Source organism: Geodermatophilus sabuli (genome assembly GCF_900215145.1).
Classification (GTDB): Bacteria; Actinomycetota; Actinomycetes; order Mycobacteriales; family Geodermatophilaceae; genus Geodermatophilus; species Geodermatophilus sabuli.
In genome coordinates this window covers 558,654-583,313 of sequence record NZ_OBDO01000001.1, presented here as the reverse complement: position 1 = coordinate 583,313, position 24,660 = coordinate 558,654, and the positions used below count along the sequence as shown (strand labels likewise).

The 24,660-nt window shown below is 73.8% G+C and carries 24 protein-coding genes; 8 read left to right on the top strand and 16 right to left on the bottom strand.

Translation table 11 applies throughout. The features are described 5' to 3' along the window. Window positions 1-71 precede the first annotated feature (71 nt). From CRP39_RS02785 to CRP39_RS02775, 3 genes are all read right to left on the bottom strand, one after another. Complete coding sequence (locus CRP39_RS02785) at window positions 72-821, bottom strand: enoyl-CoA hydratase-related protein (RefSeq protein WP_097204152.1); 750 nt, start codon at window positions 819-821, stop codon at window positions 72-74. Between the two features lie 9 nt (window positions 822-830). Then, a complete protein-coding gene (locus CRP39_RS02780) occupies window positions 831-2,585 on the bottom strand; it encodes an AMP-binding protein (RefSeq protein WP_097204150.1) in 1,755 nt (584 codons plus the stop codon). Between the two features lie 95 nt (window positions 2,586-2,680). Then, on the bottom strand, window positions 2,681-3,733 hold the full coding sequence (locus CRP39_RS02775) for an amidohydrolase family protein (RefSeq protein ID WP_216359584.1): 1,053 nt from the start codon (window positions 3,731-3,733) through the stop codon (window positions 2,681-2,683). A 100-nt stretch (window positions 3,734-3,833) separates the two neighbouring features. Here CRP39_RS02775 and CRP39_RS02770 point away from each other — a divergent pair, with 100 nt between their 5' ends. Beyond that, entirely contained in the window at window positions 3,834-4,709 is an 876-nt protein-coding gene (locus CRP39_RS02770) for an IclR family transcriptional regulator (protein WP_216359583.1), read from the top strand. On the opposite strand, the gene CRP39_RS02765 is transcribed toward CRP39_RS02770, so the two are convergent. The 5 genes from CRP39_RS02765 to CRP39_RS02745 form a co-directional block, all read right to left on the bottom strand. Next, a complete protein-coding gene (locus CRP39_RS02765) occupies window positions 4,702-5,766 on the bottom strand; it encodes a DODA-type extradiol aromatic ring-opening family dioxygenase (protein ID WP_097204148.1) in 1,065 nt (354 codons plus the stop codon). The genes CRP39_RS02770 and CRP39_RS02765 overlap by 8 nt on opposite strands. Window positions 5,767-5,819: 53 nt before the next feature. Next, complete coding sequence (locus CRP39_RS02760; protein ID WP_097204146.1) at window positions 5,820-7,145, bottom strand: aromatic ring-hydroxylating oxygenase subunit alpha; 1,326 nt, start codon at window positions 7,143-7,145, stop codon at window positions 5,820-5,822. 43 nt (window positions 7,146-7,188) lie between these two features. Continuing rightward, window positions 7,189-7,911 (bottom strand): dienelactone hydrolase family protein, encoded by a 723-nt coding sequence (locus CRP39_RS02755; RefSeq protein ID WP_143426539.1) that lies wholly within the window; start codon window positions 7,909-7,911, stop codon window positions 7,189-7,191. A 47-nt stretch (window positions 7,912-7,958) separates the two neighbouring features. Continuing rightward, window positions 7,959-8,903 (bottom strand): IclR family transcriptional regulator, encoded by a 945-nt coding sequence (locus tag CRP39_RS02750; protein ID WP_097204142.1) that lies wholly within the window; start codon window positions 8,901-8,903, stop codon window positions 7,959-7,961. A 111-nt stretch (window positions 8,904-9,014) separates the two neighbouring features. Continuing rightward, a complete protein-coding gene (locus CRP39_RS02745) occupies window positions 9,015-10,049 on the bottom strand; it encodes a zinc-binding dehydrogenase (protein ID WP_143426537.1) in 1,035 nt (344 codons plus the stop codon). Window positions 10,050-10,322: 273 nt separating this feature from the next. On the opposite strand from CRP39_RS02745, the gene CRP39_RS02740 reads away from it, so the two are divergent. The 3 genes from CRP39_RS02740 (at window position 10,323) to CRP39_RS02730 (ending at window position 13,239) form a co-directional block, all read left to right on the top strand. After that, entirely contained in the window at window positions 10,323-10,631 is a 309-nt protein-coding gene (locus tag CRP39_RS02740) for a non-heme iron oxygenase ferredoxin subunit (protein WP_097204138.1), read from the top strand. A gap of 103 nt (window positions 10,632-10,734) precedes the next feature. Beyond that, a complete protein-coding gene (locus CRP39_RS02735) occupies window positions 10,735-11,943 on the top strand; it encodes an NAD(P)/FAD-dependent oxidoreductase (protein WP_097204136.1) in 1,209 nt (402 codons plus the stop codon). A gap of 108 nt (window positions 11,944-12,051) precedes the next feature. Beyond that, a complete protein-coding gene (locus CRP39_RS02730) occupies window positions 12,052-13,239 on the top strand; it encodes an FAD-dependent oxidoreductase (RefSeq protein ID WP_097204134.1) in 1,188 nt (395 codons plus the stop codon). A 42-nt stretch (window positions 13,240-13,281) separates the two neighbouring features. Here CRP39_RS02730 and CRP39_RS02725 read toward each other — a convergent pair whose 3' ends face one another. From CRP39_RS02725 to CRP39_RS02710, 4 genes are all read right to left on the bottom strand, one after another. Beyond that, window positions 13,282-14,085: an SDR family NAD(P)-dependent oxidoreductase gene (locus CRP39_RS02725; protein ID WP_097204132.1), complete on the bottom strand. Its 804-nt coding sequence runs from the start codon at window positions 14,083-14,085 to the stop codon at window positions 13,282-13,284. Then, window positions 14,082-14,594: an aromatic-ring-hydroxylating dioxygenase subunit beta gene (locus CRP39_RS02720; protein ID WP_097204130.1), complete on the bottom strand. Its 513-nt coding sequence runs from the start codon at window positions 14,592-14,594 to the stop codon at window positions 14,082-14,084. The genes CRP39_RS02725 and CRP39_RS02720 overlap by 4 nt, the downstream gene beginning before the upstream one ends. 183 nt (window positions 14,595-14,777) lie before the next feature. Next, window positions 14,778-15,632 (bottom strand): alpha/beta fold hydrolase, encoded by an 855-nt coding sequence (locus tag CRP39_RS02715; RefSeq protein WP_097204128.1) that lies wholly within the window; start codon window positions 15,630-15,632, stop codon window positions 14,778-14,780. A 204-nt stretch (window positions 15,633-15,836) separates the two neighbouring features. Further along, window positions 15,837-17,195, bottom strand: a complete 1,359-nt coding sequence (locus CRP39_RS02710) for an MFS transporter (protein ID WP_097204126.1) — start codon at window positions 17,193-17,195, stop codon at window positions 15,837-15,839. Between the two features lie 137 nt (window positions 17,196-17,332). Between CRP39_RS02710 and CRP39_RS02705 the strand changes: the two genes are divergently transcribed. Then, window positions 17,333-17,740, top strand: coding sequence for a hypothetical protein (locus CRP39_RS02705; RefSeq protein WP_097204125.1), 408 nt, complete (start codon window positions 17,333-17,335; stop codon window positions 17,738-17,740). A gap of 61 nt (window positions 17,741-17,801) precedes the next feature. Here the strand turns inward: CRP39_RS02705 and CRP39_RS02700 are convergent, their stop codons facing one another. Genes CRP39_RS02700 through CRP39_RS02690 form a run of 3 tightly spaced genes read right to left on the bottom strand, consistent with a single transcriptional unit; the run spans window position 17,802 to window position 20,682 of the window. After that, window positions 17,802-18,827 carry an NAD(P)-dependent alcohol dehydrogenase gene (locus CRP39_RS02700; RefSeq protein ID WP_097204122.1) on the bottom strand — a complete coding sequence of 342 codons (1,026 nt, stop codon included), beginning with the start codon at window positions 18,825-18,827 and terminating at the stop codon, window positions 17,802-17,804. Continuing rightward, window positions 18,824-19,591 (bottom strand): iron-sulfur cluster assembly protein, encoded by a 768-nt coding sequence (locus CRP39_RS02695; protein ID WP_097204120.1) that lies wholly within the window; start codon window positions 19,589-19,591, stop codon window positions 18,824-18,826. Before CRP39_RS02695 ends, CRP39_RS02700 begins: the two co-directional genes overlap by 4 nt. Next, complete coding sequence (locus tag CRP39_RS02690) at window positions 19,588-20,682, bottom strand: amidohydrolase family protein (protein WP_245853522.1); 1,095 nt, start codon at window positions 20,680-20,682, stop codon at window positions 19,588-19,590. Before CRP39_RS02690 ends, CRP39_RS02695 begins: the two co-directional genes overlap by 4 nt. Window positions 20,683-20,831: 149 nt before the next feature. Between CRP39_RS02690 and CRP39_RS02685 the strand changes: the two genes are divergently transcribed. Together CRP39_RS02685 and CRP39_RS02680 are read left to right on the top strand one after the other, a co-directional pair. Beyond that, complete coding sequence (locus CRP39_RS02685) at window positions 20,832-22,310, top strand: AAA-type ATPase lid domain-containing protein (RefSeq protein ID WP_245853520.1); 1,479 nt, start codon at window positions 20,832-20,834, stop codon at window positions 22,308-22,310. A 108-nt stretch (window positions 22,311-22,418) separates the two neighbouring features. Further along, window positions 22,419-22,835: a heme-binding protein gene (locus tag CRP39_RS02680; protein ID WP_097204116.1), complete on the top strand. Its 417-nt coding sequence runs from the start codon at window positions 22,419-22,421 to the stop codon at window positions 22,833-22,835. A 9-nt stretch (window positions 22,836-22,844) separates the two neighbouring features. On the opposite strand, the gene CRP39_RS02675 is transcribed toward CRP39_RS02680, so the two are convergent. Next, on the bottom strand, window positions 22,845-23,879 hold the full coding sequence (locus CRP39_RS02675) for an NAD(P)-dependent alcohol dehydrogenase (protein ID WP_311712012.1): 1,035 nt from the start codon (window positions 23,877-23,879) through the stop codon (window positions 22,845-22,847). Window positions 23,880-23,976: 97 nt separating this feature from the next. Between CRP39_RS02675 and CRP39_RS02670 the strand changes: the two genes are divergently transcribed. Beyond that, window positions 23,977-24,654 carry a TetR/AcrR family transcriptional regulator gene (locus CRP39_RS02670; protein ID WP_097204114.1) on the top strand — a complete coding sequence of 226 codons (678 nt, stop codon included), beginning with the start codon at window positions 23,977-23,979 and terminating at the stop codon, window positions 24,652-24,654. Window positions 24,655-24,660 lie beyond the last annotated feature (6 nt).

Genomic DNA, 24,660 nt, shown 5'->3' with positions numbered 1-24,660 from the left:
CGGGCCCTCCTGTTCCACGCCTCGGAACTGCGGTGCGGCCGTCGGGCGAGCACCCGGGAGGACGGGAATGGTCAGCGCCCCTGCCACCGGGGCGGGCGGCGTTCGAGGAAGGCGGCGATGCCCTCCACCCGGTCCTCGGAGGCGAGGATCGTCTCCTGCGCGGCCGCGGTGGCCGACCACCCGAGGTCGTCGTCGGCCTCCTGCTGGGCGGCGATCGCCCGGAGGGTCTCCCGCACGCTGACCGGGGACGACGCGCAGATCTCGCCGGCCATCGCGATCGCCGCTTCCACCGCACCACCCGGCGACGTCAGGCGGTTGACCAGGCCGAGCTCGTGGGCCCGCCGGACGTCGAGCTCGCGCCCGGTGAGCAGGAGCTCCCGTGCGACGTTGACCGGCAGCGAGCGCAGCGCACGGAAGAGCCCCCCGGAACTGGCGACCAGGCCCCGGCGGCTCTCCGGCAGTGCGAACCGTGCGGTGGTGGAGGCGACGACGAGGTCGCTGGCCAGCACGATCTCGAAACCACCACCAAACGCCGGTCCCTCCACGGCGGCGATCAGCGGCTTGACCCGACGCCGGCGGATGACGCCGTACTCGCCGCCGCGCTCCGTGGCCGGGCTGACCGGCTCGTTGAGGTCGGTCCCCGCGGAGAACACGGTCGCCGTGCCCGTGATCACCCCGACCAGGAACCCCGGGTCGTCGTCCAGGCGGTCGAGCGCGGCCTCGATGCCGTCGGTCGTCTCCCGGTCGATGGCGTTGCGCTTCTCCTCGCGTTCGATCCGGACGACGAGGACCCGGTCGCGCTCCTCCTGCACCACTGCCATGAGGCGTTCCTACCGGCCGGCGTGCGGCTCGTGGGGCCCGGCGGCCGTCCCGGCGCCGTCCTCGTCCCCGGCGCGGAGCCGGTCGTCCCGGTACTCGCCGGCGGCCGGCTGCCCGGCGTCGGCGAGTTGCGCCTCCCGGTTGCGCAGCTCGACGCGGCGGATCTTGCCGGAGATCGTCTTCGGCAGGTCGGCGAACTCGAGCCGGCGAACCCGCTGGTAGGGGGCGAGGCGGGTGCGGGCGTACCGCAGGATGTCCAGGGCGGTCTCCTCGGTGGGCTCGTACCCGGTCACCAGCCCGACGTAGGCCTTCGGCACGGCCAGCCGCACCTCGTCGGGTGCCGGCACGACCGCCGCCTCGGCCACGGCCGGGTGCTCGACGAGCACAGACTCGAGCTCGAACGGGCTGATCTTGTAGTCCGACGCCTTGAAGACGTCGTCGGTCCGGCCGATGTAGGTCAGGTAGCCGTCCTCGTCACGGGAGGCGACGTCCCCCGTGTGGTAGTACCCGCCGGCCATCGCCTCGGCGTTGCGCGCGGGGTCGTCCTGGTAGCCGGTCATCAGCGAGAGCGGGCGCGCCGCGAGGTCCAGGCAGAGCTCGCCCTCGCCCACCCCCTCGACCACCTCTCCGGTCACCGGGTCCACCAGCACCACCGGGACGCCGGGCAACGGGCGGCCCATGGAGCCGGGCTTCACCACCTCGTCCGGCGCGTTGCCGACCTGCGCGCTGCTCTCGGTCTGGCCGAAGCCGTCCCGGACGGTGAGCCCCCAGTGGCGACGGACCTGCGCGATCACCTCGGGGTTCAGCGGCTCCCCCGCGGCCACGACCTCCCGCAGCGCCCCCGGCCCGGCCGACAGGTCCGCGTTGATCATCATCCGCCACACCGTGGGTGGTGCGCAGAACGTCGTCACCTGCCAGGTGCGCAACTGCGCGAGCAGCGCGGCCGCGTCGAAGCGCGCGTAGTCGTAGACCACGATCGTCGCCTCGGCGATCCACGGCGCGAAGAAGCACGACCAGGCGTGCTTGGCCCAGCCGGGCGAGGAGATGTTGAGGTGCACGTCGCCCGGACGCACCCCGAGCCAGTACATCGTGGAGAGGTGCCCGACCGGGTAGGACACCTGCGTGTGCTCGACCAGCTTCGGCCGCGACGTCGTCCCGGAGGTGAAGTAGAGCAGCAACGGATCGGACGGGGCCGTCCCCGGGTGCGGGACGACCGGGTCGACGAGGTCGAACGCCCCGCGCAGGTCGAGCCAGCCCTCGGCGGGCCCGACGCCGATGCGGGTGTACTCGCCCGGCACGTCGTCGAAGCGGCCGACGTCGGAGGCGTTGCAGACGACGTGGCGGGCCTTCCCGCGGGCGATGCGATCGCGGAGGTCGGCCGGTCCGAGGGCGGTGGTCGTCGGCATGATCACCGCCCCGACCTTCATGACCGCGAGCATGGTCTCCCACAGCTCGACCTGGTTGCCGAGCATCACGATCACCGGGTCGCCCCGGCGGACCCCCTGCTGCGCCAGCCATGCGGCGAGCTGGTCGGAGCGATGCGCCATCTCGTCGAAGGTGCGGGTCAGGGAGCCGCCGTCCTCCTGGACGACGACCAGCGCCGGCCGGTCGTTGCCGCGCGCGATGGCGTCGAACCAGTCGACCGCCCAGTTGAATACCTCCCCCGTCTCCGGCCAGGAGAAGGCGCCGCAGGCGTCGGCCTGGCGCCCGCGGAGGGCCAGGAGCTGGTCGCGGGCGGCGCGGTAGTCGTCGGTTCCCTGGGACATGCCACCTCCACCCGCCGTGGGGGCGGGCGTGCTCGGCGTCCCGCGGTGCGGGACGTGCGGATGGTCGGGCGGGACGGGCGGGGTCGAGGGGTCGGTCACCGTCGCCGCGCCACGAAGGCGCGGCCGTTGGCGGACAGGATGGCGGCCCGGTCCGCGTCGCTGAGCGCACCGCCCGCTGCGGCCACCAGGTCGCGGACGCCCTCCAGCTGTCCGGGGATGAAGGGGGCGTCGGTCCCGACCATCACGTGTCCGGCACCGAACCGGTGGACCAGCAGGGGGAGGTGGGCGGGGTCGAAGACGAGGGTGTCCACCCAGAGGCGGCCGACGAGCTCGTCGAAGGCCGCGTGCAGCTCCGGGTCCCCCCAGATGCGGGCCGCCAGCTTAAGCCTGGGTGCGGCCCACGTCATGGTCCCGCACCCGTGCGCCAGCCCGATCCGCAGCTCGGGGTGGCGCGCGACGACGCCGCCGGCCACCAGGGCCGTCGCGGCCATGGCCGTGTCGGTGAGCATGCCGAGGCCGAAGTCGTACGGCTGCCCGGTCCGCCGGATCGCGTCGGCACCGCCGTCGAGCGGGTGGACGAAGACCGCGGCATCGAGGTCCGCCGCCGCCTCGAAGAACGGGGCGAGGACGGGGTCGTCCAGCTCCCGGCCGGCCACCTGCGTGCCGATCTGCACCCCGGCGAGTCCCAGCTCGGTCACCGCGCGGTCGAGCTCGCGCACGGCCAGGTCCACGTCCTGCAGGGGGACGGTGCCGAGTCCGTCCAGCCGGCCGGCCGACGCGGCGACCGCGGCGGCGATCCCGTCGTTGACGGCGGCGGCGAAGTCCAGCGCCGGGCCGCCCTCGGCCCAGTACGTGAGCATGACCGGCACCGGTGAGACCAGCTGCAGGGACACCCCGTTCGCGTCGAGCGAGGCCAGCCGCGTCTCGACGTCCCACAGGGTGCGGGTCACCTCGCGGAAGACGGCCGACCCCTGCTGGATCCGCCCGGTCACCGCCGGGGCCCCGTCCGTGGGGGCGTCGACATGCAGCGAGGGCCACCGGTCGTCGCCCGTCCGATCGGCCCAGTCCCCCAGCCCGGGCGGGAAGAAGTGGGCGTGGGTGTCCACGACCGTGTCCTCGGGGGTGTCGCGGACGTGGGTGCTGGACACGTGGTCTCCTCCTGGCGGGGAACGGGGGTGGTGCGCGCGGACGGTGATCGGTATCTCTTCGGGAGACCCGCCGATGGGTAGGCTCGGGACGCTCCGTGCCGTGCGACGAGGGAGGACCGCCGCCATCTCCAGCTCACGGCCGGGAGGGCCGGCACACGAGTCGCCTTCCATCCTCTCGAAGGCGTTCGAGGTCCTGCGCGCGTTCAACTCGGCCGAGCGGGTCATGACGCTGAGCGAGCTGGCGCGCGCGGCCGACCTGCCGAAGTCGACCGTGCACCGCCTGCTGGCGCGGCTGGTCGAGCTCGACGCCGTGGAGCACCACGGGGACGGGTACAAGATCAGCCTGGGCATGGCGCAGCTGGGGGCGGTCACGCCGGCGAGCATCATGCGGGACCTCGCCCTGCCGCACCTGGCCCGGCTGCACCACTGGACGGGCGCCAGCGTGAGCCTCGGCGTCCTCCGCCGGTTCGACGTCGTGCTCCTGGAGCAGGTCGCCCGTCCCGAGTGGCACCACCGCCTGACCCGCGTGGGCGCGCGGCTGCCCGCGAACTGCACCGCCCTGGGCAAGGCGCTGCTCGCCTGGGAGGACCTCGACGACCTGGCCGACTTCCTGCCGCGGCCGATGCCCGTGCTCACCCCCTCGTCGATCCGCGACGTCGACCGGCTCGTGGAACAGCTGCGGGGGGTGCGCGAGCAGAACCTGGCCCGCGAGCGCAACGAGACGCTGCAGGGGGTCGCCGGCGTCGCGACGTCGATCGTCATCAACGGGGTCGCCGTGGGGGCGCTCGCCGTGCTCCACCCCGTCTCCACTCCCCTGCCGCCGCAGGCGGACACCGCCCTGCGGGACACCGCCGGACGGCTGGGCCGGGAGATCCAGGCGACGCTCCGGGAGGAGGGCCGCGCGCGGTGGTTCCCCGGGACGGACAGGCGACCGTCCGACGGTTCCCCCGCGCGCGGTCCCTCGGCCCTCACCTGAACAGGGCGAACGCCTTGTTCGAGTTGAAGATCTCCGTCTCCACGAAGTCGCTCCACTCCAGCTGCAGCCCGAGCTCGCTGACGGCACCCAGCAGGCAGAACCAGTTCAGCATCTCGTGCTGTCCCGAGCGGACGATCTCTCGGCTGGTCACCTTCGTCCACGCGTCGTAGTTGCCGGCGACCATCTCCCGGTAGAGAGCGCGGTCGGCCTCGGTGTCGGGACGGATGTGCCAGGACTCGTCGTACAGGAAGGCGTGCGACCAGCTCGACGAGGCGACGAGCGCGACCCGCAGGTCGCTCTTGCGGGCGAAGCGGCCGACCGCCCTGCCGAGCTCGAAGCACCGCTGCGGGGTGGGCCCGGGCGGGTCGAGGTCCTCGCCGGCCTGGATCTCCGCGAAGCGGGCGATGCCGCCCCGGCGGGCGATCACGTGCTCGCCGTAGCAGTTCACCGCGATCGGCACGATCGGGTACGGCAGCTCGCGGCCCACGTTGTCGTAGTCGAGGAACACCTGCGTGTTGGCGAAGGCGTGCGGGAAGTTGATCCCCGGCCTCGGCTCGTAGGAGTAGGCCACGTCGATGCCCGCGTTGAGGACGTCGGTCGCCATCTGCTTGGCGAAGTCCGGCGCCCCCCGCATCGTGAACGACTGCGGTTCGGGCAGGCCCCACGCGTTCGGCAGTCCCAGTTTCGTGATGACGCCGAACGGGTCGACCTCGGTGTCGTCGTAGGCGAGCACGCAGAAGCTGGGGATGACCTCCTCGCGGAAGTTCTCGTACTGGTCGTCCCCCCAGACGACGAGGACGTCGGGACGGAACTCGTCCAGCGCGGCGCGGCACCGGTCGAGGTCCGCGCGCAGCACCGCACGGTGCTCCGCCGCCGCGGCGGTGCCCTGGTCGTCGGACCACTCCCGCTGCGCGAGGGGCGACCAGTTGGCCGGGTCCTTCGCCTCCGCCGGGATGTCCGGGTCCTTCAGCGTGGTGCGCAGCAGCGCCGACATGGTCTCGTCGGGGCCGAGCAGCAGCGGGTAGTGGGTGAGTCCGACACCGATGGTCTCTGCCATGGCACTCCTCCTGGTACGGGGTCTGAGCGGGATGGGGCGGTGCGCGGGCCGGCTCAGCCCGCCGCGACCGACTCCTCGGTGGCCAGCTCCAGCCGCGGCGCCCGCCAGAACTCGGGCAGCGGCTCGTGCTCCTCGGGCGGCAGCTCCTCACCGGTGATCAGCTGGTTCCACCGCCGCCAGAACGTGCGCATCTGGAACTCGTCGGACGTCGCGACGGTGGGCTTGTGCATGCCGCGGGAGATGTCGGACCACTCCAGCTCCCCGGCGCTGGCGTAGGCCCGCTGGCAGGTCTCCAGCGCCTCGACGTCGTCCGGCGACGCCAGGCCACCGGGGCCCCAGAAGGTCAGGAAGTTGTCCAGGCGCTGCCGCTTGAGCTCCTCGCCCTCGTCCGGCGGGGCCAGCTCCCAGGCGGTGACCTCCATGTAGTCCGGGCTGATCGGGTCGATCTTGCGGATCACCACGCCCATGACCAGGTCGATGATCACGAGGTTGGGGAAGATGACCATGTTGCGGGAGCCGTTGAGGCGGTCCACCCATGCGTTGCCGTGCTTGGCCCGCAGCCGCTCGAACCGCGCCTCGCGCTCGGCCTCGGCCTCCGGCGACAGCGCGCGACCGAAGATGCTCCCGCTGCCGGCGCTGCCGGCGGCGACGGCGTGCCCGTTGCCCAGGTCGATGGCGCGCGAGTCGGCGAGGACCGCCCCGGCGTCGAGGCTGCCACGCGCGGCCACCACCATCTCGAAGTAGCGCTGGTGGGTCGACATCGCGTGGTAGCCGTCGTAGCTGTTCTCCACGAGCAGCTTCCAGTTGGCCCGGCAGGAGTACTCGTGCGTCCCCTCGAGCACCTCCATGCCCACCTCCGACATGTCGGAGACCAGGTCGATGTACTCCTTGGCGCCGGCCAGGTAGGTCGGCAGGTCGACGATGTCGTGGTCGAAGGAGACGAAGACGAAGCCGCGGTAGGAGTCGACCTTGGCCGGCCCGGCCAGGCCGGGGCGCTCGAAGTCGGGGCCGTACGAGGCGTCACCGGGCATCGAGACCATGTCGCCGGCCGTGCTGAAGCTCCACCCGTGGTAGAAGCACGTCATGAACCGGGCGTTGCCGGAGGGCTGCCGGCAGAGCATGGCGCCGCGGTGCGGGCAGGAGTTGATCCAGACGCGGATCTGACCCTTGGCGTCGCGGGCGAAGATCAGCGGCCGCCCGGCCACGTTCCGGGTCCGGAAGTCGTTGGGCTTCTTCAGCTCCGTCTCGTGACCGATGTAGAGCCAGGAGCGGTTGAAGATCAGCTCCTTCTCCTTCTCGAACACCTCGGGGTCGGTCATCGCCCGCCGGTTGACCCGGAAGCGCGGCATCGTGCGGTCGTCGTCGACGTACTGGGACATGGGAGTACCTCGGTCTCTCGGTTCCGGCAGGGCTGAGGGGATGTCAGGCGGACAGTCGTTCGCGGTGGGCCAGCCGTTCGTGCCACGCCCGGGCCAGGGGGGTCGGCCGCGGGACGACGCGGGCGTTGAGCCACTCGACGGTGCGCTGCCAGCTGTCGTAGGCGGCGGCGTGGGTCAGCGGGTGGAGGCCGTCGTGGACGAACTCCCCGGTCACCCCGGGGTAGCTCACGACCTGGGTGAACACCGGCGAGCTCGCGGCCAGGGCCGCGCCGAACGCCGCCAGCGACCCCGGCGGCGTCCGCTCGTCCAGGGCTCCGAACAGTCCGAGCCACGCGGTGCGCACGGGGTCCACCGGTCGCGCGTCCAGGCCGGCCGGCAGGACCGGCCGCACGCTCACGGCCGCGCCCAGCTCCATCGCGGCCGCCGCGAGCAGGGCGACGCGCCCACCGGAGCCGTAGCCGACGACCCCGATCTGGTCCAGGTCCCACCCGCGTGCTGCGAGCCGGTCGAGCAGCGTGCGCAGGTGCTCGAGCGCGGCGTCGTCGTCCTCGGCCGGTCCCAGGTCCGCGGCCACGGACTCGTACCCGTGCTCCGCGAGCTCGTTCATGGCGTCGACGACCTCGACGTGGCGCAGCCCGCCGGCACCGGAGAGCAGCACGACCGCTCCCCGGGGGACTCCGCCGAGGGCGACCGTGGCCACCTCCAGGCTGCGCCCCCCGGAGGGCACCTCGGTCACGTCCGGTTCGATGCGCACTGCAGTGGCCACTGCGGACTGCTCCCGTTCGTCGGTTCCGTGGACTGGCTCGGCGGCAGTCAAGCCCGGGCCGCCGAACGGGAGAAGGGCGTTGTCCCAGCCCCTGGAACCCGGGGGCTCCCCTCGTCCGACGGGAGCAGGCCGGTCACGATCGCGGCGGTCTCCACGGCGAGCTGGCCCAGGACCGCCAGGCGCCGCTCGCGGCCCCGCGCGAGGACGGCGCTGGAGACGCAGACCGACAGCGCCGCGACCGCCCGCCCCTCGAGGAGGATCGGCGCCGCCACGCAGACGGTGCCCTGACAGGCCTCCTCGCGCTCCACGGCGTAGCCGGTGGCGCGGGTCTGCTCGAGTTGGTCGACGAAGCGCCGCCGGGCCGCCACGGAGTAGGGCGTGGGCCGGGCCAGGGGCTGGGCCAGCACGGCGTCCACCACGGCGGCGTCACTGTGGGCCAGCATCGCCTTGCCCAGCCCGGTGCACGTGGCCGGGAACCGGCCGCCGACCCGGGTGGGTAGCCGGGTCCCCTGCGGGCCCATGACCTTGTCGACGTAGAAGACCGAACGGCCGCGCAGGACGCCCAGGTGGACGGCGATCGGGTCGGTGCGCTCGAACAGCCGTGCCAGCGGGCGGTACGCGGCGTCGCGCAGCTCGCCGTGCTCCGACCAGCCGGCCACCTCGCTGAGCTCGAAGAACCGGCCGCCGACCCGGTACCGCACACCGGCGCGGGACACGAAGCCGTGGTCCTCGAGCACCTTCAGCAGCCGGTGGGTGGTGCTCTTGGGCATCCCCAGTTCCTGCGCCACCTCGGTGACGCCCACCGTGGGGGTCCCGGCCTTCAGCATCGCGGTGAGCAGGCCCAGCGTCTTGGCCGCCGAGGAGGACACGCCCTCCTGCGCACCGGCGACGCGGTCGATCGGCGTGGCCGGCGCCGGGCGGGTCGGCCGGGGAGCCCCCGTGGGTCCGGCGGGTTCCTCGAGGTGGGCCAGCGACAGTGCTGAGACGGTCATCGAACCTCCTAGTCCGCCGGGAGTGTCGTGAGTCACTCCGCACGGCGGCAGAGGCCGTTCCAGCCGCTGGAATGGGCGGCCGCTCCCCGCAGGACTGCTGCGGCCCCGCGGTCAGCCGGTCCCGGGGAGCGCCGGAGCCGCTCCGGGCCGCAGGACCACGCGGACCGTCCGGCCGTCGTCCGCCACGAGGCGCTCCAGGGCGGCGGGTGCCTCCTCGAGGGGCAGGACGTCGGTGACCGACGAGGAGAGGTCCAGGCGCCGGTGGGTGATGAGGCGCAGGAGGAGCGGGACGTCCTCGGGGAGCGGCCCGGCGTGCCCGAGCAGGCACTTCCCGTCCGCCCAGGGGTCGACCACGTCGCCGAGGGCCCCCGCCGCGCTGCCGCCGAGGAGGACCGCCCGCCCGTCGGTGGCCAGCGAGGCGAGCACCTGCGGCGCGCCCGATCCGGCCGCGTGCAGCGCCACGTCGAGCAGCCGCCCGCCGTTGACCCCGCGGAGGTCCGCGTCGAAGGACGCGTCCTCCGGGTCGAGCGCGGCGTCGGCACCGAGGCCGAGCGCCCGCTGCCGCGCCTCCGGCCGGGGGTCGATCGCGACGATCGGAGCCGCGCCCAGCAGGCGGGCCACCTGGACCGCGTGCGTCCCCAGCCCGCCGACGCCCCAGATCCCGACCGCCTCACCCGGGCGGAGACCGCCGGTCCGGGCGAGTGCGCTCCAGGCCGTCGCGACGACGTCGAGGACGGCGGCCTGTTCGAACGGGACGACGTCGGGGAGCAGGACGAGCGACTCGACGGGCGCGACGACGTAGTCGGCCCAGCCACCCTCCTGGTCGACACCGAGGGCGAACCGGCCCCGCGGCATCCGCACCGACGAGCGGAGCGCGACCCGCCGGCCCAGCGGCCAGCCGTCGACCCCCGCCCCCGGCGCGGCCACGACCCCGGCGACCTCCCGCCCGAGGGTGCGCCACCCCGAGGCGTCGGGACGGAGCCCACCGCGTCCCGCCACCAGCTCGACGTCCGGGCGGCCGAGCCCGGCGGCGGCGACGCGCACGAGGACCTGCCCCGCGGCCGGCCGCGGTCGCCGGACGCTCTGGACGACGACGTGGCCGGTGGCCGCTTCGACGCGGACCGCCCGCATGGTCGGCGGCGTCACCACCGCCCCTCCTCCGCACGCCGCTCGCGGCCGGGTGCTGCGCGGAGCCGTCGCACCAGCAGGGACATGGCGCGACACCGTAGCCGCGGCACACCGGACACCCGCGGCCGTGGTTCTGCCTCGTGGAACCACGGCGCGGATCAGAGCCCGGGGGTGTTCCGGGCAGTGAGACACCGCGTAGGGACGCCGGGAGACCCACCACACACTCGTGCCGGTCCGGCTCTCACGGCCGGCGCACCCGGACACTCCCGCTCCCGAGAGAGGCAGCACACCATGGATCGACTCTTCGCATGCCGGGTGGAGGACCTGGAGCCCGGCAGCTCGACGACGGTCAAGGGCGAGGTGACCATCGCCGTCTACCGCACCGAGTCCGACCGCTGGTTCGCCAGCGACGACTCGTGCACGCACGAGCAGTGGTCCCTGGGGTCAGACAGCGACCTGGAGGGTGGCGAGGTGGTCTGCCCGCTGCACATGGCCCGCTTCGACCTCGAGACCGGCAAGCCGCTCTGCTTCCCCGCCACCGTCGCGCTGCGCATGTACGACGTGGTCATCGAGGACGGCGACGTCTACGTCGCGCTCTGACCGCGACCGGGCCGGTCGCCGGGACGCCCGTCCCGTGCCCGCCCGGTTCCACCCACCGGTACGACGGCCTCGACCGGCCCTGACAGATTCGGAGACTGACCCAGTGACCGTGTTGGTGGTGGGCGCATCGGTGGCGGGGATCCGCACGGTGCAGGCCCTGCGACAGGTGGGTTTCAGCGGCGGCATCACGATGGTCGGCGAGGAGCTGCACCACCCGTACGACAAGCCCCCGCTGTCCAAGGAGCTGCTGGCCGCGGGTGCCCCCGAGGCGCTCGTGCCCCTGCTGACCGTGGAGGAGCTCGCCGCCCTCGACGTCGACCTGCACCTCGGCGTCCGGGCGACGCGCCTGGACCCGGCCGCGCGGATCGTGGAGACCGCAGACGGGCAGCGGCTGCCCTACACCACCCTGGTCATCGCCACCGGGGTGCAGCCGCGGACGCTGCCCGGCGCCGACAGCGTCCCCGGCGTGCACACCATCCGCACCGCGGACGACGTGCTGGCCCTCCGCCGGCAGCTGGCCACCCGGCCCACGGTCGTCGTCGTGGGTGCCGGGTTCATCGGGGCGGAGTTCGCCTCCGCCGCTCGCGCCCACGGGTGCCCGGTCACCGTCGTCGAGGCGCAGGACGTGCCGATGGCGCACATCCTCGGTCCGCGCGTCGGCGGGCTGCTCGCCGAGCTGCACCAGGAACACGGCGTCCGTGTGGTCACCGGCGCGCGCTTCGACCACTTCGAGCAGGGGCCGGACGGCGCCGTGCGCGGGGTCGCCCTGGCCGACGGGCGGGTGGAGCCGGCCGACCTGGTCGTCGTGGGGATCGGGGCCCGGCCGGCGACCGACTGGCTGGCCGGCTCCGGGCTGCCGATCGACGACGGCGTCGAGTGCGACGAGCACCTCGGGGTCGTCGGTCACCCCGGCGTCTACGCCGCGGGCGACGTCGCCCGGTGGCCGCATGCCCTCTACGGCTCACCGCTGCGCATCGAGCACTGGACCAACGCCAACGAGCACGGGGCGCTCGTGGCCGCCAGCATCACGGGCACCCCGCCGCCCCGCCCGCAGGTGCCCTACGTCTGGTCCGACCAGTACGGGCACCGCATCCAGATCGTGGGCCGGCCGTCGGACGGCGTGCTCGCGCACTGCTCCGGCGGCGCCTCGGACAAGCTGGTCGCCGTCTACACCGGGGACGACGGATCGGTGGTCGGCGCCGTCGTCGTCGACGATCCGCGGGCGCTCATGAAGCTGCGGCGGGCCGTCGCCGCCCGCACCCCGCTGGCCGACCTGGACCTCGTCCCGTCCGGCGCCCTGACCGGCAGCTGACCCGGCGCGGGCGGCGGGAGCCGCCCGCGCCGCCTCGGGGAGGGAGGTCGCCACGTCCGGACCGTACGATCCGAGCTGACCAGGCCGGGACACGGAACGGGTGAGCTGATGGTCGCGGACAGCGTCCTCGTGGTCGGCGGCGGCATCGTCGGGCTGGCGACGGCCCTCGGCCTCGCCCGTCGCGGCCGGCCGGTCACGGTGGTCGAGCGCGCGCCCGGGCCCGACACCACCTCGCACGACCACGGCTACAACTGGCCCGTCCTCCCCGGCCTGGCCGGCCTCGGCGTGCTCGACGACGCCGTCTCGGCCGGCACGGTCGTCACCGAGTGGCGCTGCACGGTCCTCGCCACCGGGGAACGCATCCGCTTCGACTACGGCGTGCTGGCCGACGTCGTGCCGCACGCCTTCTGCCTCAACCTCCCCCACGACCGCATGGCGCGGCTGCTGGTGGACCGGCTGGAACGGCACTCGGGGGCGGAGGTGCTGTGGGGCACGGAGGTGACCGGGCTCGAGCAGGACGGGGCCGGCGTGACCGTGTCGGTCCGCGGCCCGGACGGCGACGCCCCGCTCCGGGCCGCCTGGGTGGTCGGGGCCGACGGGGCACGCAGTGTGGTGCGCCGGGGCCTCGGGCTGGGTCTGGCCGGCACGACGTGGGCCGAGCGGCTCGTCGCCGCCGACGTCCGGCTGGACCTCGCCGCCCTCGGGCACACCCCGCGGCACTACGTGCTCGACCAGGACGGAGGCGCGATCACCTCCCTGTTCGACGCCCCGGACGGGTGGCGCGTCGTCATGGCGGAGAACCGGGGGCTCCCCGTCGAGGGCGCGCAGGAACGGCTGGTCGCGGGGCTGACGCGGGTCCTGCCCGACGCCGGTCCGCTCCCCGTCGGTCCGGTGGGCGGTTCGCGCATCCACGAGCGGGCCGTCGAGCGCATGCGGGCCGGACGGGTGCTGCTGGCCGGCGACGCCGCGCACCTGACCAACCCGACGGCCGGGCTCGGGATGACCGCCGGGCTGCTCGACGCCTTCTCCCTGGCGGAGGCGTTGTCGGAGGTCGCGGAGGGCGGGCGCAGCGACGACGCCCTCGACGACTACTCCGGCACGCGACTGCACGCCTTCTGGGACGACGTCGTCCCACCGTCGTCGGAGGCCAAGTCGCTGGTCTTCCCGTCGACCGTCGAGGGCGCCCGCCTCGACGCCGCACTCGGGGTGCTGCGCGAGGCGAGCGCCGACCCGCTGGTGCAGCGGGAGTTCCTGCTCCGCCTGGGCGGGGCCCCGGCCTCCCCCGTGTCCGCCTGACCTCCCCCGAGCCGGTCGGACGCCGCAGTCCGGGCGCCGGGCTCAGGAGGCGTGCGGCGCCCAGGGCCAGTACTTGGCGGTGGCCCCGCCGTCGACGGTGATGTTGCTGCCCGTGATCATCGCGGCGTCGTCGGAGGCCAGGAACACCACGGTGCCCACGTAGTCGGTCGGCGTCGGCAGGCGGCGCATCGGGAACTGCCCGGTGAAGTCCATGGGGAACCGGCCCGGCAGCCGGCCGAGCCGGCCGACCTCGGCCACGAGCTCCGGGTCCTCCGGCTGGGTCGCCGTCGGGGTGAAGCCGTTGACCCGGATCCCGTGCTCGGCCAGTTCCATGGCCGCGGAGCGGGTGAAGTTGATCAGCCCGCTCTTGGCGGTCGAGTACCCGATGTTCCCGGGCTGCCCCTGCCAGGCCGCCGTCGACAGCACGTTGATGACGCTGCCGCCGGAGCCGGCTGCGATCATCCGCTCGGCGACGGCGCGGGTGACGAGGAAGGCGCCGGTCAGGATCACGTCGACCTGGCGCCGGTACTGCTCGAGCGGCATGTCGAGCAGGCCCTTCTGGTTGAACAGCACCGCGTTGTTCACCAGCACGTCGACCCGGCCCCACCGGCGCTCGGCCTCGTCGACCACCTCGGTCGCGTGCGCCGGGTCGGTGACGTCGCCGACGACGGCGACGGCCTCCCCACCGGCGTCGGTGATGCGCCGGGCGCAGTCCTCCGCCACCTCCCGGGAGATGTCCGTGCAGACCACCCGGGCGCCCTCGGCCGCCAGTCCGCGCGCCAGCACACCACCGATGTTGGGGCTCGCGCCGGTGACGACGGCGACCTTGCCCGCGAGCCTGGTCACAGGATGATGCTGACCTTCCCGTGCGGGCGCAGGGCGTCGAGGTCCAGCACCGCCTTGCGGGTCAGGAAGGTGAAGCCGGTCCCCTCCGCGCGCTCGAGCACGTGGGCGTACCGGCCGACGTAGGTGTCCATGACGGCGTTGCGCACGCGGAAGACGGCGAAGTTGGCGCTGACCTCGATGCGGCCGTCCTCCCGCGCGGAGGCCCGGGTGTTGGTGACCAGGCGGCGGGTGCGGGAGTGCGGGTACTCGGCGTGCGCGGCGCGGGTGAGCAGCGAGTTGACCCGCTGCTCGAGGAGGAAGCGGTCGTCCTGGATCAGGAAGAGGTCGCGCAGCGGGTCGCCGTCGGGCTTGTCGGTGGCCGGGACCAGGTAGCGCCCCTCCGGCGCGAACAGGGCCAGCCACTCGTGCAGCCGCCACTGGTCGAGGAGGTCGGCCTCGTCGTAGAGGAACTCCTCCACCTCGGTCACCAGCGCGCGGTCGCGCGCCGGTCGCGTCAGGGTCTCGGTCATGTCGTGGACCTCCAGGTGAGTCTCGCGTGGGCCTCGGTACCGGACGCTCCCGCGTCCAGCCGTCCTGCTGCCAGCGGCCGTTCCGGGGCCCGGAACCGGCCTGTGTCGGGTGGCTCCGCCGGCCGGGCACGGCCGCCCGCCGGGGAGCGGCGCCGCCCGGGACGCTGCCGGGCGGCGCATGCGTCAGTGGTTCTGGATGAAGTCGCGCACCACCCGGTTGAACTCCGCGGCGTGCTCGATCTGGGCCCAGTGCCCGCACTGGTTGAGCAGCAGCAGCCGCGAGTCCGGGATGGCGCTGACCAGCCGCAGGCTGTGCTCGTAGTTGACCACCCGGTCGTCACGACCGTGGATGGCCAGCGTCGGGGCCGTGATCTCCGGCAGCCGGAGCCCGTAGGTGAAGTACTCGCGGCTGAGCGGGTTGCCGCCCTCGGCGTTGTTCCAGCTGTCCAGGTGCTCGGGGTGCGCGAGCGCTGCGGAGGACCGGAGCTCCGCGAGCTCCTGGGTGGCCTCCGCCTGGTCGAAGACCATGATCGACACCAGCTGGCGCATGTTCTCCGGCGACGGGTCGACGTAGGCCCGGAAGAGGACCTTCAGCCCCTCGGTCGGCCCGCCGGCGGGGCTGAAGACGTTCGTGCCCGGGACCGGAGCGCCCATGGACACGAGGTGGCTGACCCGCTCCGGGTGGCGCAGCGCCGTGGCGATGGAGGTCATGCCGCCCATCGAGTTGCCGACCAGCGCGGCCTTCTCGATGCCCAGCTCGTCCATGAAGCCGATGAGCGCCGCGACGTGGTCGTAGCCGGTCTCCTCGGTCTGGGTGTCGCTCTCCCCCCAGCCGGGCATGTCGACGGCGTAGACGTGGAAGGTCTCCGACAGCGGCGCGATGTTGGGCCGGAAGTTGCTCCAGCCCGTCGCCCCGGGGCCGCTGCCGTGCAGGAGGATCACCGGGTCCCCCTCGCCCGCCTCGTAGTAGTGGATCCGGTGGGGCTTGGTCTGCACGAAGCGGCTGGCGCTCTCCGCCGTGAGGTCGGGTGCGGTCATCGAGCTCTCCTCCTGTGACGTACGGCTCGGTGGTCCCCGCCGACGCTAGGGACGCTCCGGGCCTCGCCCCAGCCGCGGTTCCGAGGCCTGGAACCGGGCTCCGCGAACGGGACCGTGCACGTCGGGGCGACGGGCACGGCCCCTCTCCCCCCGGCATGGCGGGGCGAGAGGGGCCGTGTTCGTGGTCGCGAGGCGCGGCCCGGGTCAGGCCGGGGCGGCGGCCTGCTGGGTGGCGTCGGCCCCGGTGACCGGGTCGTCCTCGAGGGAGCGGCCACGCGTCTCGCGCAGTGCGAGCACCGACAGCGTGGCGATCACCGCGATCAGCGCGAGCATGATCGACAGGCCGGTGCTGCCGTAGGAGGCGAACAGCGGAGCCGCGACGATCGGCGGGATGCCGCCGCCCACCACGCTGCCGAGGTTGAACGACACACCTGTCCCGGTGCTGCGGTACGACGTCCGGAAGATCTCCGGGAGGAGGGCCGTCGCCGCACCGGTGGCCATGCCGACGAGGAACAGGGTCACCGACATGCCCAGGGCGACCAGGACCACGTTCGAGGTGTTCATGAGGGGGAACATGACGAACGCCCACGGGACTGCCGTGCCGTTGGCGACGAGCAGGACGTGGCGCCGCCCGACGCGGTCGGACCACCGTGCGCCGACGACGCCGCCGGCGATGCAGACCACGACGGCGATCAGGTTGATGGTCAGCATCGTGGTGCGGGGCAGGCCCAGTGCCGTCGTGCCGTAGTTGGTGAGGTACACCGCGCCGATGTAGAAGAAGGACAACCACACCAGGACCGAGCCCGACGCCAGGAAGACCTCGCGCCACTGGTTGCGGAACACCTCCACGACCGGTGCCCGGTTCTGCTTGGCGAGCTCGGCCTTGGCCATGGCCGCCTTGAAGACGGGGGTCTCCGCGATGCCCATGCGGATCCAGAGACCGACGACCACGAGAACGGCGCTGAGCAGGAAGGGCACCCGCCATCCCCACGACACGAAGGCGTCGTCCGACATCGCCAGGCCGGTGATCAGGAAGATGACGGTCGCCAGGAGCAGGCCGACCATCGTCCCGAGTGCCGGGGACAGCGCGTAGAGCCCGCGCTTGCCCTTGGGGGCGTACTCGCTGACGAAGAGGGCCGCGCTCGACCACTCACCGCCGACGGCGAGGCCCTGCAGGAAGCGCAGGGCGATCAGCGCGATGGGGGCCAGCACGCCGATCGAGTCCCCGGAGGGCAGGAGGCCGATGAGCACGGTGGCCACACCCATGATGAGCAGGGTGGCGACCAGGGTGGTCTTGCGCCCCACCCGGTCCCCGATGTGGCCGAACACGACACCGCCGATGGGACGGGCGATGAACGCCACCGCGAACGTGGCGAAGGACGCCGTCGTCGCCGCGGCCGCCCCCAGCGCCGGGAAGAAGACCGTCGGGAACACCAGGGCGGCGGCGGTTCCGTAGATGAAGAAGTCGTAGTACTCGATCGTCGTCCCCAGGAAGCCCGCGGCGATGACGCGGCGGTTGCTTCTGGGCTGGGCAGGTGACGCGTTCGCCGACGGCGCGGTCATGGCACTACCTCTCGAGAGCTCGGGGCACGGGACGTACCGGTGTGCGCGCGGACGCTATGTGTCGCGCAGGCCACACCCGGGGCCCCGGTTCTGCTCCTCGGAACGCGCCCGGTCACGGTTTGGGGAACGACACGGGCGTGGGCGGACGCACCACCCCGCCGCCCGGAGCGGTCCGCTGGACGGGACGGATCGCCGAACGCCCCTTGTGGCCCGAACCGCAGCTCACCGACCGCACCTTCGCCGGGTACCTCGCGGTCAACGCGCTGCAGGGCAGCGTGCTGTTCACCTACGTCTCGATGAGCTCGTTCGTGCTGCAGGAGGAGCACGGCCTGGGTGCGCAGGGCTTCTCGGTGGTGTTCGCGGACAACGCCGTGGGGCTGGTGCTGGGCGGCCAGGTCAACGGCGCGCTGGGCATGCGCCTGGGCCCGGCCCGGCTGCTGGTGGCGTCGGTGCTGCTCGTCGTCACCGCGTCGGCCGCGCTGCTCGCCGGCGCGCTCAGCGGGGAGCTGGTGGCGGTCGCGGAGCTGACCGCGAGCGCGGCGTAGCACCGGTCGGGGCCGGCCCACCTCCCCGGCCGGCGCACCGGCCGGGGAGGAGCCTGCCGGGTCAGGGGATGAGGATCGCCCGGCCCCGGACCTTGCCGGCGTCCAGGTCGCGGAGCGCGTCCACGGCCCGGTCGAGCGGGTACTGCTGGGTGTGCAGGGTGACCTTGCCGGCCTGCGCGAGGACCATCAGCTCGGCCAGGTCGGTGTAGGTGCCGACGATGTTGCCGACGATGTTCTTCTCGCCGGCGACGAAGTCCAGCGTCGGGATGCGGAGCTCGCCGCCGTACCCGATGACGTAGTACGAGCCGGCCGGGCCGGTCATGTGCCAGCCGTCCATCTCCGCACCCTGCTCGGCGACGAAGTCGAAGACGACCTCCGCCCCTCCGCCGGTCAGGTCCTGGACCGCCTGCACCTGGTTGCCGTCGGCGACCACGGTCTCGTCCGCGCCGATCTGCCGGGCGAGCTCCAGGGCATCGGGGTTGCGGTCGACGACGATGATCCGGGTACCCGACAGTGCGGCCAGGCACTGGACGCCGATGTGGCCGAGACCGCCGGCGCCCTGCACGACCGCCGTCGTGCCCGGGTGCAGGAGCGGCAGGGCCTTGCGCACGGCGTGGTAGGCGGTGATGCCGGCATCCGCGAGGGCGGCGACGTCGGCGGGGTTGGTCGACGGTTCGAGCTTCACGCAGGCGCGGGCGGTGGTGCGCAGGTACTCGGCCATGCCGCCGTCGTTGTTCGACAGCCCGGGGAAGAAGGCGTTCTGGCACTGCATGTCGCGGCCGGCGCGACAGGCCGTGCACAGGCCGCAGCTGGGCTGGGGGTGCAGGATCACGGTGTCACCGACGGCGACGTTGGTGACCCCCTCCCCGACCTGGTGCACCCACCCGGCGTTCTCGTGCCCGATCACGTAGGGCAGGTCCGGGTTCTGCAGCTCGGCCCACTGGCCCTCGAGGATGTGCAGGTCGGTCCGGCAGACCCCGGCGCCGCCGACCTTCACGATGACGTCGAGGGGCCCTTGGAGCCGGGGTTCGGGGATGTCGTCGATCGAGGGGTCGGCGTGGTACTCGTGCACGCGGACGGCTTTCACGGGTGGGTTCCCTTCGAGACGGTGAGCGGGAGCAGGGGGCGGTCCTCGGGGCGGGGCACCTGGTCGGCCTCCGCACCGGGATAGCGGGTGGCGAGCAGCCCGCGGCAGAAGTGCGCGTTGCCGTCGACGGAGATGCGCACCGAGCGGGCCCGGCGCAGCAGCATCGGCGCCTGTACGGGCTCCGGGGGGCTCCCGTCGTCACGGACGAGCACGCGGGCGGCGCCGTCCACCGGCAACCCGAGTGCGACCCGGCGGCGTAGCAGCGCCGTGGTGGTCGGGGTGCCGGCCGGGAGGTCGGCGAGCGTGATCCCGGCGGTGTCGGCCTCGGTCAGCGACGGGTCGGCGCGCAGCAGCGCGGTCAGCGCCCGCTCCATCGCCGCGGTGTGCGCCTTGCGGGTGAAGGTGGCCCGCAGCTCGTCGAGGGACTCCTCCGCCTCGTGCGCGAAGGTGGTGCGGTAGTCGGCGCCCGCGGCCAGGCCGCGGTTGATGAGGTCGGAGTCGTGGTGGTCGTCGAGGGCCACCACGACCCGGTCCACCCCGGGGACGGCAGCCACCGCCACCCTCGCGTCGGACGCCATCAGCCAGGCGAAGTTGGGCGCGCAGAACGAGGTCGGCAGGCGCAGGTGCACCTCGACGGTGCCACCGTCCACGGCCACCGAGCGGACGAAACCGAGATCGGTGATCGGCTCGTCCAGCTCGGGGTCGACGACCGCGCCGAGCGCGGAGCGCACTTCGGCGGCGAGGTCGGGCAGGACGGCGGTCACCGACCGCTCCCCCCGGCCACGGCCAGGTCCGCGGCCTCGGGCTGGCGCGGGCCGGTGGCGGTCTCGCCGGCCTCCGGCAGCCGCAGCTCCGCCGGCACCGGCAGGTCGTAGAGGCGCGCGGCGTTGAGGCCGAGCACCTTCTTCTTCTGCGCGGTGGTGAGCGGGGCGTACTCGGTCAGGTCCTCGGGGATCTGGAAGTCCACGAACCGCTCGACCAGCCACTTCGGCGTCCAGAGGGCGTAGTCGCTGGAGAACAGGATGCGGTCCTCGCCGATCCAGTAGAGGAGCTCACCGATGATCTGCGCGAAGTAACGCGGCCGGGTGTGGATGAACGGCATCGCGACGGCCAGCCCCGCGTACACGTTGGGCTCCTGCGTGGCGATCCAGCAGAAGTCCTCCAGCCTCGGGAGACCGCAGTGCTCCACGACGAAGGTCAGGTCGGGGAAGTCGGTGGCCGCGTGGTCGACGTCGGCCACGTCGAAGGCGTCGCGGTCCAGCGGCCGGATCGTCGGACCCTTGTGCACGTGGATGTTGGTGATCCCCAGTTCCTGGCAGACCTCGAAGTAGCGGTAGGCCATGGGGTCGTCGAGCTTCCAGCCGCGGGACTCCCCGTGCCAGTCGGCGGTGTAGAGCTTCACGCCCTTGAGGCCGAAGCGTTCGGCGTCGGCGCGCAGCTGGTCCAGGCCGTTCTCCCCGTCGCGGGAGTCCCAGTAGTGGTTGTAGGTCAGCTTGTCCGGGTGGGCCTGGGTGAGGGCCCAGGCCTCGTCGGTCTGGCCGAAGCCCCGGTGGTAGAACTCGGCCAGCCGGGCCGGCTGGAAGATGGCGTGGTCGACGATCCCGTCGACGAAGACGTCGCGCATCAGCCGCTCGCCGCCCTGGTACAGGTACTCCTCGTACCCCCAGGTCTCGGACTCCGGGCTGAGGTTGCGGTGGTAGTCGTAGAAGCAGTCGATGAACTGCTTGCCATGGACGTTGCGCTGGTTCTCCGGGCGGCCGTCCCACAGGGCGATGTGGGCGTCCACCACGTGGTACTTCTCGCCGTCCTTGGTGTACATCTGCGCCTCCGCGGGCTGCTCTGTGACGCCGGTCACGATCGTGGGGCAGACGCTAGGCAGGTCCGGACGGCGGCGTAAGCGGGTCGCTGTCTCACTTTGGAACGCCCCCAGGACGACGTCCTGCGGGGTTACATTCGTGTGGCGCGGGCCACAGCCACCGGCCCGTCCCGCCCAGGAGGTGCCCCGTGGACGTGCACCGGGCCACCCCCGAGCCGCTCGCCGCCACCCCCCTCGCCGACCCGGTGCTGGCCGCCCGGCCGGCGCCGTCGCGGCTGCGGGCGTCGTGGCGCCGCAGCCAGGACTACGGCGTCACCCCCGACGAGGTCGTCCCGGTCTTCACCGGCTCCCTGGACACCGGGTCGCTGCTGTACGAGTGCGCGCACCGGGTGCTCACCGAGCTGCAGGCCACGATCCCGAACGAGCCGGTCAGCCTCATGGTCGCCGACGCCGACGGCCTGGTGCTCGCCCGGCTGTGCAGTGACGCGGGCATCCTCCGGTCGCTCGACCGGGTCCACCTCGCGCCGGGGTTCTCCTACGCCGAGCGCAACGCCGGCACCAACGGGCTGGGGCTGTCCCTCGCCGACCGCGCCCCCTCGCTGGTCCGGGCCGCTGATCACTGGTGCGCCGAGCTGCGCGGGTTCACCTGCGCCGCGGTGCCCGTCCTGGACCCGGTCAGCGGCGACCTCGCCGGCAGCATCAACCTGACCACCTGGTCGGACTCCTCGTCCGAGCTACTGCTCGGCCTGGCCCAGGCGGCGGCGAGCGCCACGAGCGCGCTGATGCTGGTCCGCGCCGGCGGGCGGACGGTGCGCCCGGCCCCGCGGGGCGAGGTCGTCCACGTCGTCGGTGGCCACCTCACTCCGGGGATCGGCGACCCGTGCGTCTCGCTGGGGTGGCGCGGCGCGCTGTCCGACGCCGCCGCGGCAGCCGACCGCGTCACGGCGGTCGTGGGCGAGCCCGGTGCGGGCAAGGCCGCACTGGCCGCCCTCGTGCGCCGCCGGGTCGCCCCCCGCCAGCGGGTCCTGCACGCCAGGGCGCCCGAAGCCGGGGACGTCACGGCCTGGCTGGAACTGTGGACGCCGGAGCTGCGCGCCCCGGACACCCTCGTCATCGTCTCCGGCCTGCCACACCTGCCGGCCTGGGCCGCCGAGGAGCTGGCACAGACCCTGGGCGCGGTGCGCCGAACCGGCCGGCCGCAGCCGTTCGTGCTCACCGCGCCGGACTTCACCGCGGTGCCCGGTCAGCTGGCCACCCTGGTCGACACCGTCGTCGAGGTGCCCGCGCTGCGGCACCGCACCGACGACGTGCTGCCGCTCGCCTCCTGGTTCGCCGAGCAGGAACGGCACCGGGCGGTCGGGTTCACCGCCCGCGCGGCCCGCGCGCTGACCGCCTGCGCCTGGCCGGGGAACGTGCGCCAGCTGCGGCGTGTGGTCCGGGACGCGGCGGCCCGCGCCGACCTCGTCGACGTCCACCACCTGCCGCCGGAGGTGCTCGACGGCGGCGGCCATCCGCTCACCCGGCTGGAACGACTCGAGCGCGACGAGATCGTCCGCTGCCTGACCGAACCCGGGACGACGATCAGCCGCGCCGCCGAGGAGCTCGGCATCGGCCGGGCCACGCTCTACCGGAAGATGGCCCGGTACCGGATCACCGTGCCGCGCTGACCCGTCCTCCCCCACGCGGAACCCGGCTGGGCCGACCCCGCGCACGGTTGGCACGGTGTGCCCGGGGCGCGGGCCACCGCGACCCGACGTCGACCGGGAGGAACGGGCATGGGCCACGGCATGGGGCACGACCAGGCACGCGCGGCGGCGGACGCCGCCCTCGCCCACGCGGCGGGACTGGGTGTCCGGGTGAGCGTGGCGGTGGTCGACGCCGCGGGGATGGAGGTCGTCGTCTCCCGCGCGGACGGCACCCCCGGCTTCACCGCGGGCATCGCCCGGACCAAGGCGGCGACGGCGGCGGCCTTCCAGCGCCCCTCCGGTGAGCTGCGGGAGGTCGACGAGCGGCGTCCGGAGGTGTTGAGGGTGGCCGGCGAGCAGCTCGGGTTCCGGCCGACGACGCTCGGCGGCGGGCTGCCGGTGCTGCGGGACGGCGCCGTCGTCGGCGGCGTCGGCGTGAGCGGGGCCACCCCGGAGGAGGACACCGCCTGCGCCGAGGCCGCCCTCGAGGTGCTCGGCCGGGCCTGACCGGCCCCGTCAGGGAACGCTCACCACGACCTTGCCGACGCCGTCCCCGTCGAGCAGGCGGCGGATCGCGGCGGCGGTGTCGGCCAGCGGGTAGGTGCGGTCGAGGACGGGGGTGACCTGGCCGGCCTCGACGAGCCCGGCGAGGGCACGCAGGTCGGCGGCGTTCTCCGACGCGACGAAGGTGCCCAGCTGGTGGGCGACGAACGGCGAGAGCGCCTGCGCCCGCAGCTGGCGGTCGGTGCCACCGAGCCACCGGCCCCCGTTCTCGCCGCCGACGATGACCAGCCGGCCCCGCGAGGTGAGCACCCGGCGCAGGCCGGTCAGCCGGCGGTTGCCGCCGATGTCGAGGACGACGTCGTAGCGGTGGCCGCCGGCGGTCACGTCCTGCTCGGCGTGGTCGAGGACGTCGTCGGCGCCGAGGGTCCGGACCGCTGCGAGCTTGTCCGTGCGGCAGGTCGCGGTGACCTCGGCGCCGGCGGCCTTCGCGAGCTGGACGGCGAAGGTGCCGACCCCACCCGAGGCGCCGATGACGAGCACCCGCTCGCCGGCCTGCACACGCCCGTGGTCGCGGACGGCCTGCAGGGCCGTGAGCCCGGAGACGGGGGTGGCGGCGGCCTCGGCGGGCGAGAGCCGGGCCGGCGCCGGCGCGAGCTTCCCGGGCCGGGCCAGCGCGTACTCGGCGAACGTGCCCCGGCCGACGCCGAAGACCTCGTCGCCGGGGGCGAACTCGTCCACCCCGGCGCCGACGGCGACCACCGTCCCCGCGAGGTTGCGGCCCGGGTTGGGCCCCGTCGGCCGCCGCAGGCCGAAGCCGGCCAAACGGACGGGGTAGGGCAGCCCGGCCATGACGTGCCAGGTGCCGCGGTCCACGCTGGTCGCCGACACGCGGACCAGCACCTCGCCGTCCCCGGCCACCGGCCGGGGCAGCTGCGCCACCCGCAGCACCCGCTCCGGCTCGGGGCCGTAGCGCTCCTGCAGCACGGCCGTCATGGCCGCTCCCCCGGCGACCGGCGTGGCCGGCTCCTCGACTCGCTCGTCCTGCACGGCGTCCTCCGTCGTCTCGTTGGCTTACGGCGTAAGATTGGACTTACGCCGTAAGCTCGTCAAGCCCCCACCCGCCACGTCCGCCCGGAGTGCGCCGATGAGCCCGCCATCCCCCGGCTCCCACGGAGCCCGCCCTCCGCTGAGCCGGGAGCGGGTGCTCGCCGCGGCCGTTCCCCTCGCCGACGCCGGCGGGGTGGAGGGGCTGAGCATGCGGCGACTCGGCGAGGCGCTCGGGGTGGAGGCGATGTCGCTCTACCACCACGTCGCCAACAAGGACGACCTGCTCGACGGCATGATCGACGTCGTCTTCGCCGAGATCGAGCTGCCCACGGGCGACGACTGGCGGACGGCGATGCGCCGCCGGGCCGTCTCCGCCCGTGCGGCGCTGTCCCGGCACCGCTGGGCGATCGGGCTGATGGAGTCGCGGACCTCCCCCGGTCCGGCCACGCTGCGCCAGCACGACGCCGTCCTCGGATGCCTTCGGGGCGCTGGATTCTCCGTCGCGCTGGCCGGGCACGCGTTCTCCGCGATCGACAGCTACGTCTACGGGTTCGCGCTGCAGGAGCGGGGTCTGCCGTTCGACACCCCCGAGCAGACCACCGAGCTGGCGCAGGTGATGCTGGCGGCGTTCCCCGTGGACACCTACCCGCACCTGTTCGAGTTCACGACCAGCCACGTGATGCAGCCGGGCTACGACTACGGCGCGGAGTTCGAGTTGGGCCTCGACCTGCTGCTCGACGCGCTGGAGCGGGCCCGGTCGGCCCAGGCCGGCTGAGCCGCG

Coding starts and splice junctions, on each gene's coding strand:
- CRP39_RS02780 (WP_097204150.1), bottom strand. CDS start 2,585: ATGTCCCAGGGAACCGACGACTACCGCGCCGCCCGCGACCAGCTCCTG.
- CRP39_RS02750 (WP_097204142.1), bottom strand. CDS start 8,903: ATGACCGTCTCAGCACTGTCGCTGGCCCACCTCGAGGAACCCGCCGGA.
- CRP39_RS02730 (WP_097204134.1), top strand. CDS start 12,052: ATGGTCGCGGACAGCGTCCTCGTGGTCGGCGGCGGCATCGTCGGGCTG.
- CRP39_RS02670 (WP_097204114.1), top strand. CDS start 23,977: ATGAGCCCGCCATCCCCCGGCTCCCACGGAGCCCGCCCTCCGCTGAGC.
- CRP39_RS02740 (WP_097204138.1), top strand. CDS start 10,323: ATGGATCGACTCTTCGCATGCCGGGTGGAGGACCTGGAGCCCGGCAGC.
- CRP39_RS02710 (WP_097204126.1), bottom strand. CDS start 17,195: ATGACCGCGCCGTCGGCGAACGCGTCACCTGCCCAGCCCAGAAGCAAC.
- CRP39_RS02760 (WP_097204146.1), bottom strand. CDS start 7,145: ATGTCCCAGTACGTCGACGACGACCGCACGATGCCGCGCTTCCGGGTC.
- CRP39_RS02715 (WP_097204128.1), bottom strand. CDS start 15,632: ATGACCGCACCCGACCTCACGGCGGAGAGCGCCAGCCGCTTCGTGCAG.
- CRP39_RS02765 (WP_097204148.1), bottom strand. CDS start 5,766: ATGGCAGAGACCATCGGTGTCGGACTCACCCACTACCCGCTGCTGCTC.
- CRP39_RS02785 (WP_097204152.1), bottom strand. CDS start 821: ATGGCAGTGGTGCAGGAGGAGCGCGACCGGGTCCTCGTCGTCCGGATC.
- CRP39_RS02680 (WP_097204116.1), top strand. CDS start 22,419: ATGGGCCACGGCATGGGGCACGACCAGGCACGCGCGGCGGCGGACGCC.
- CRP39_RS02720 (WP_097204130.1), bottom strand. CDS start 14,594: ATGACCGAGACCCTGACGCGACCGGCGCGCGACCGCGCGCTGGTGACC.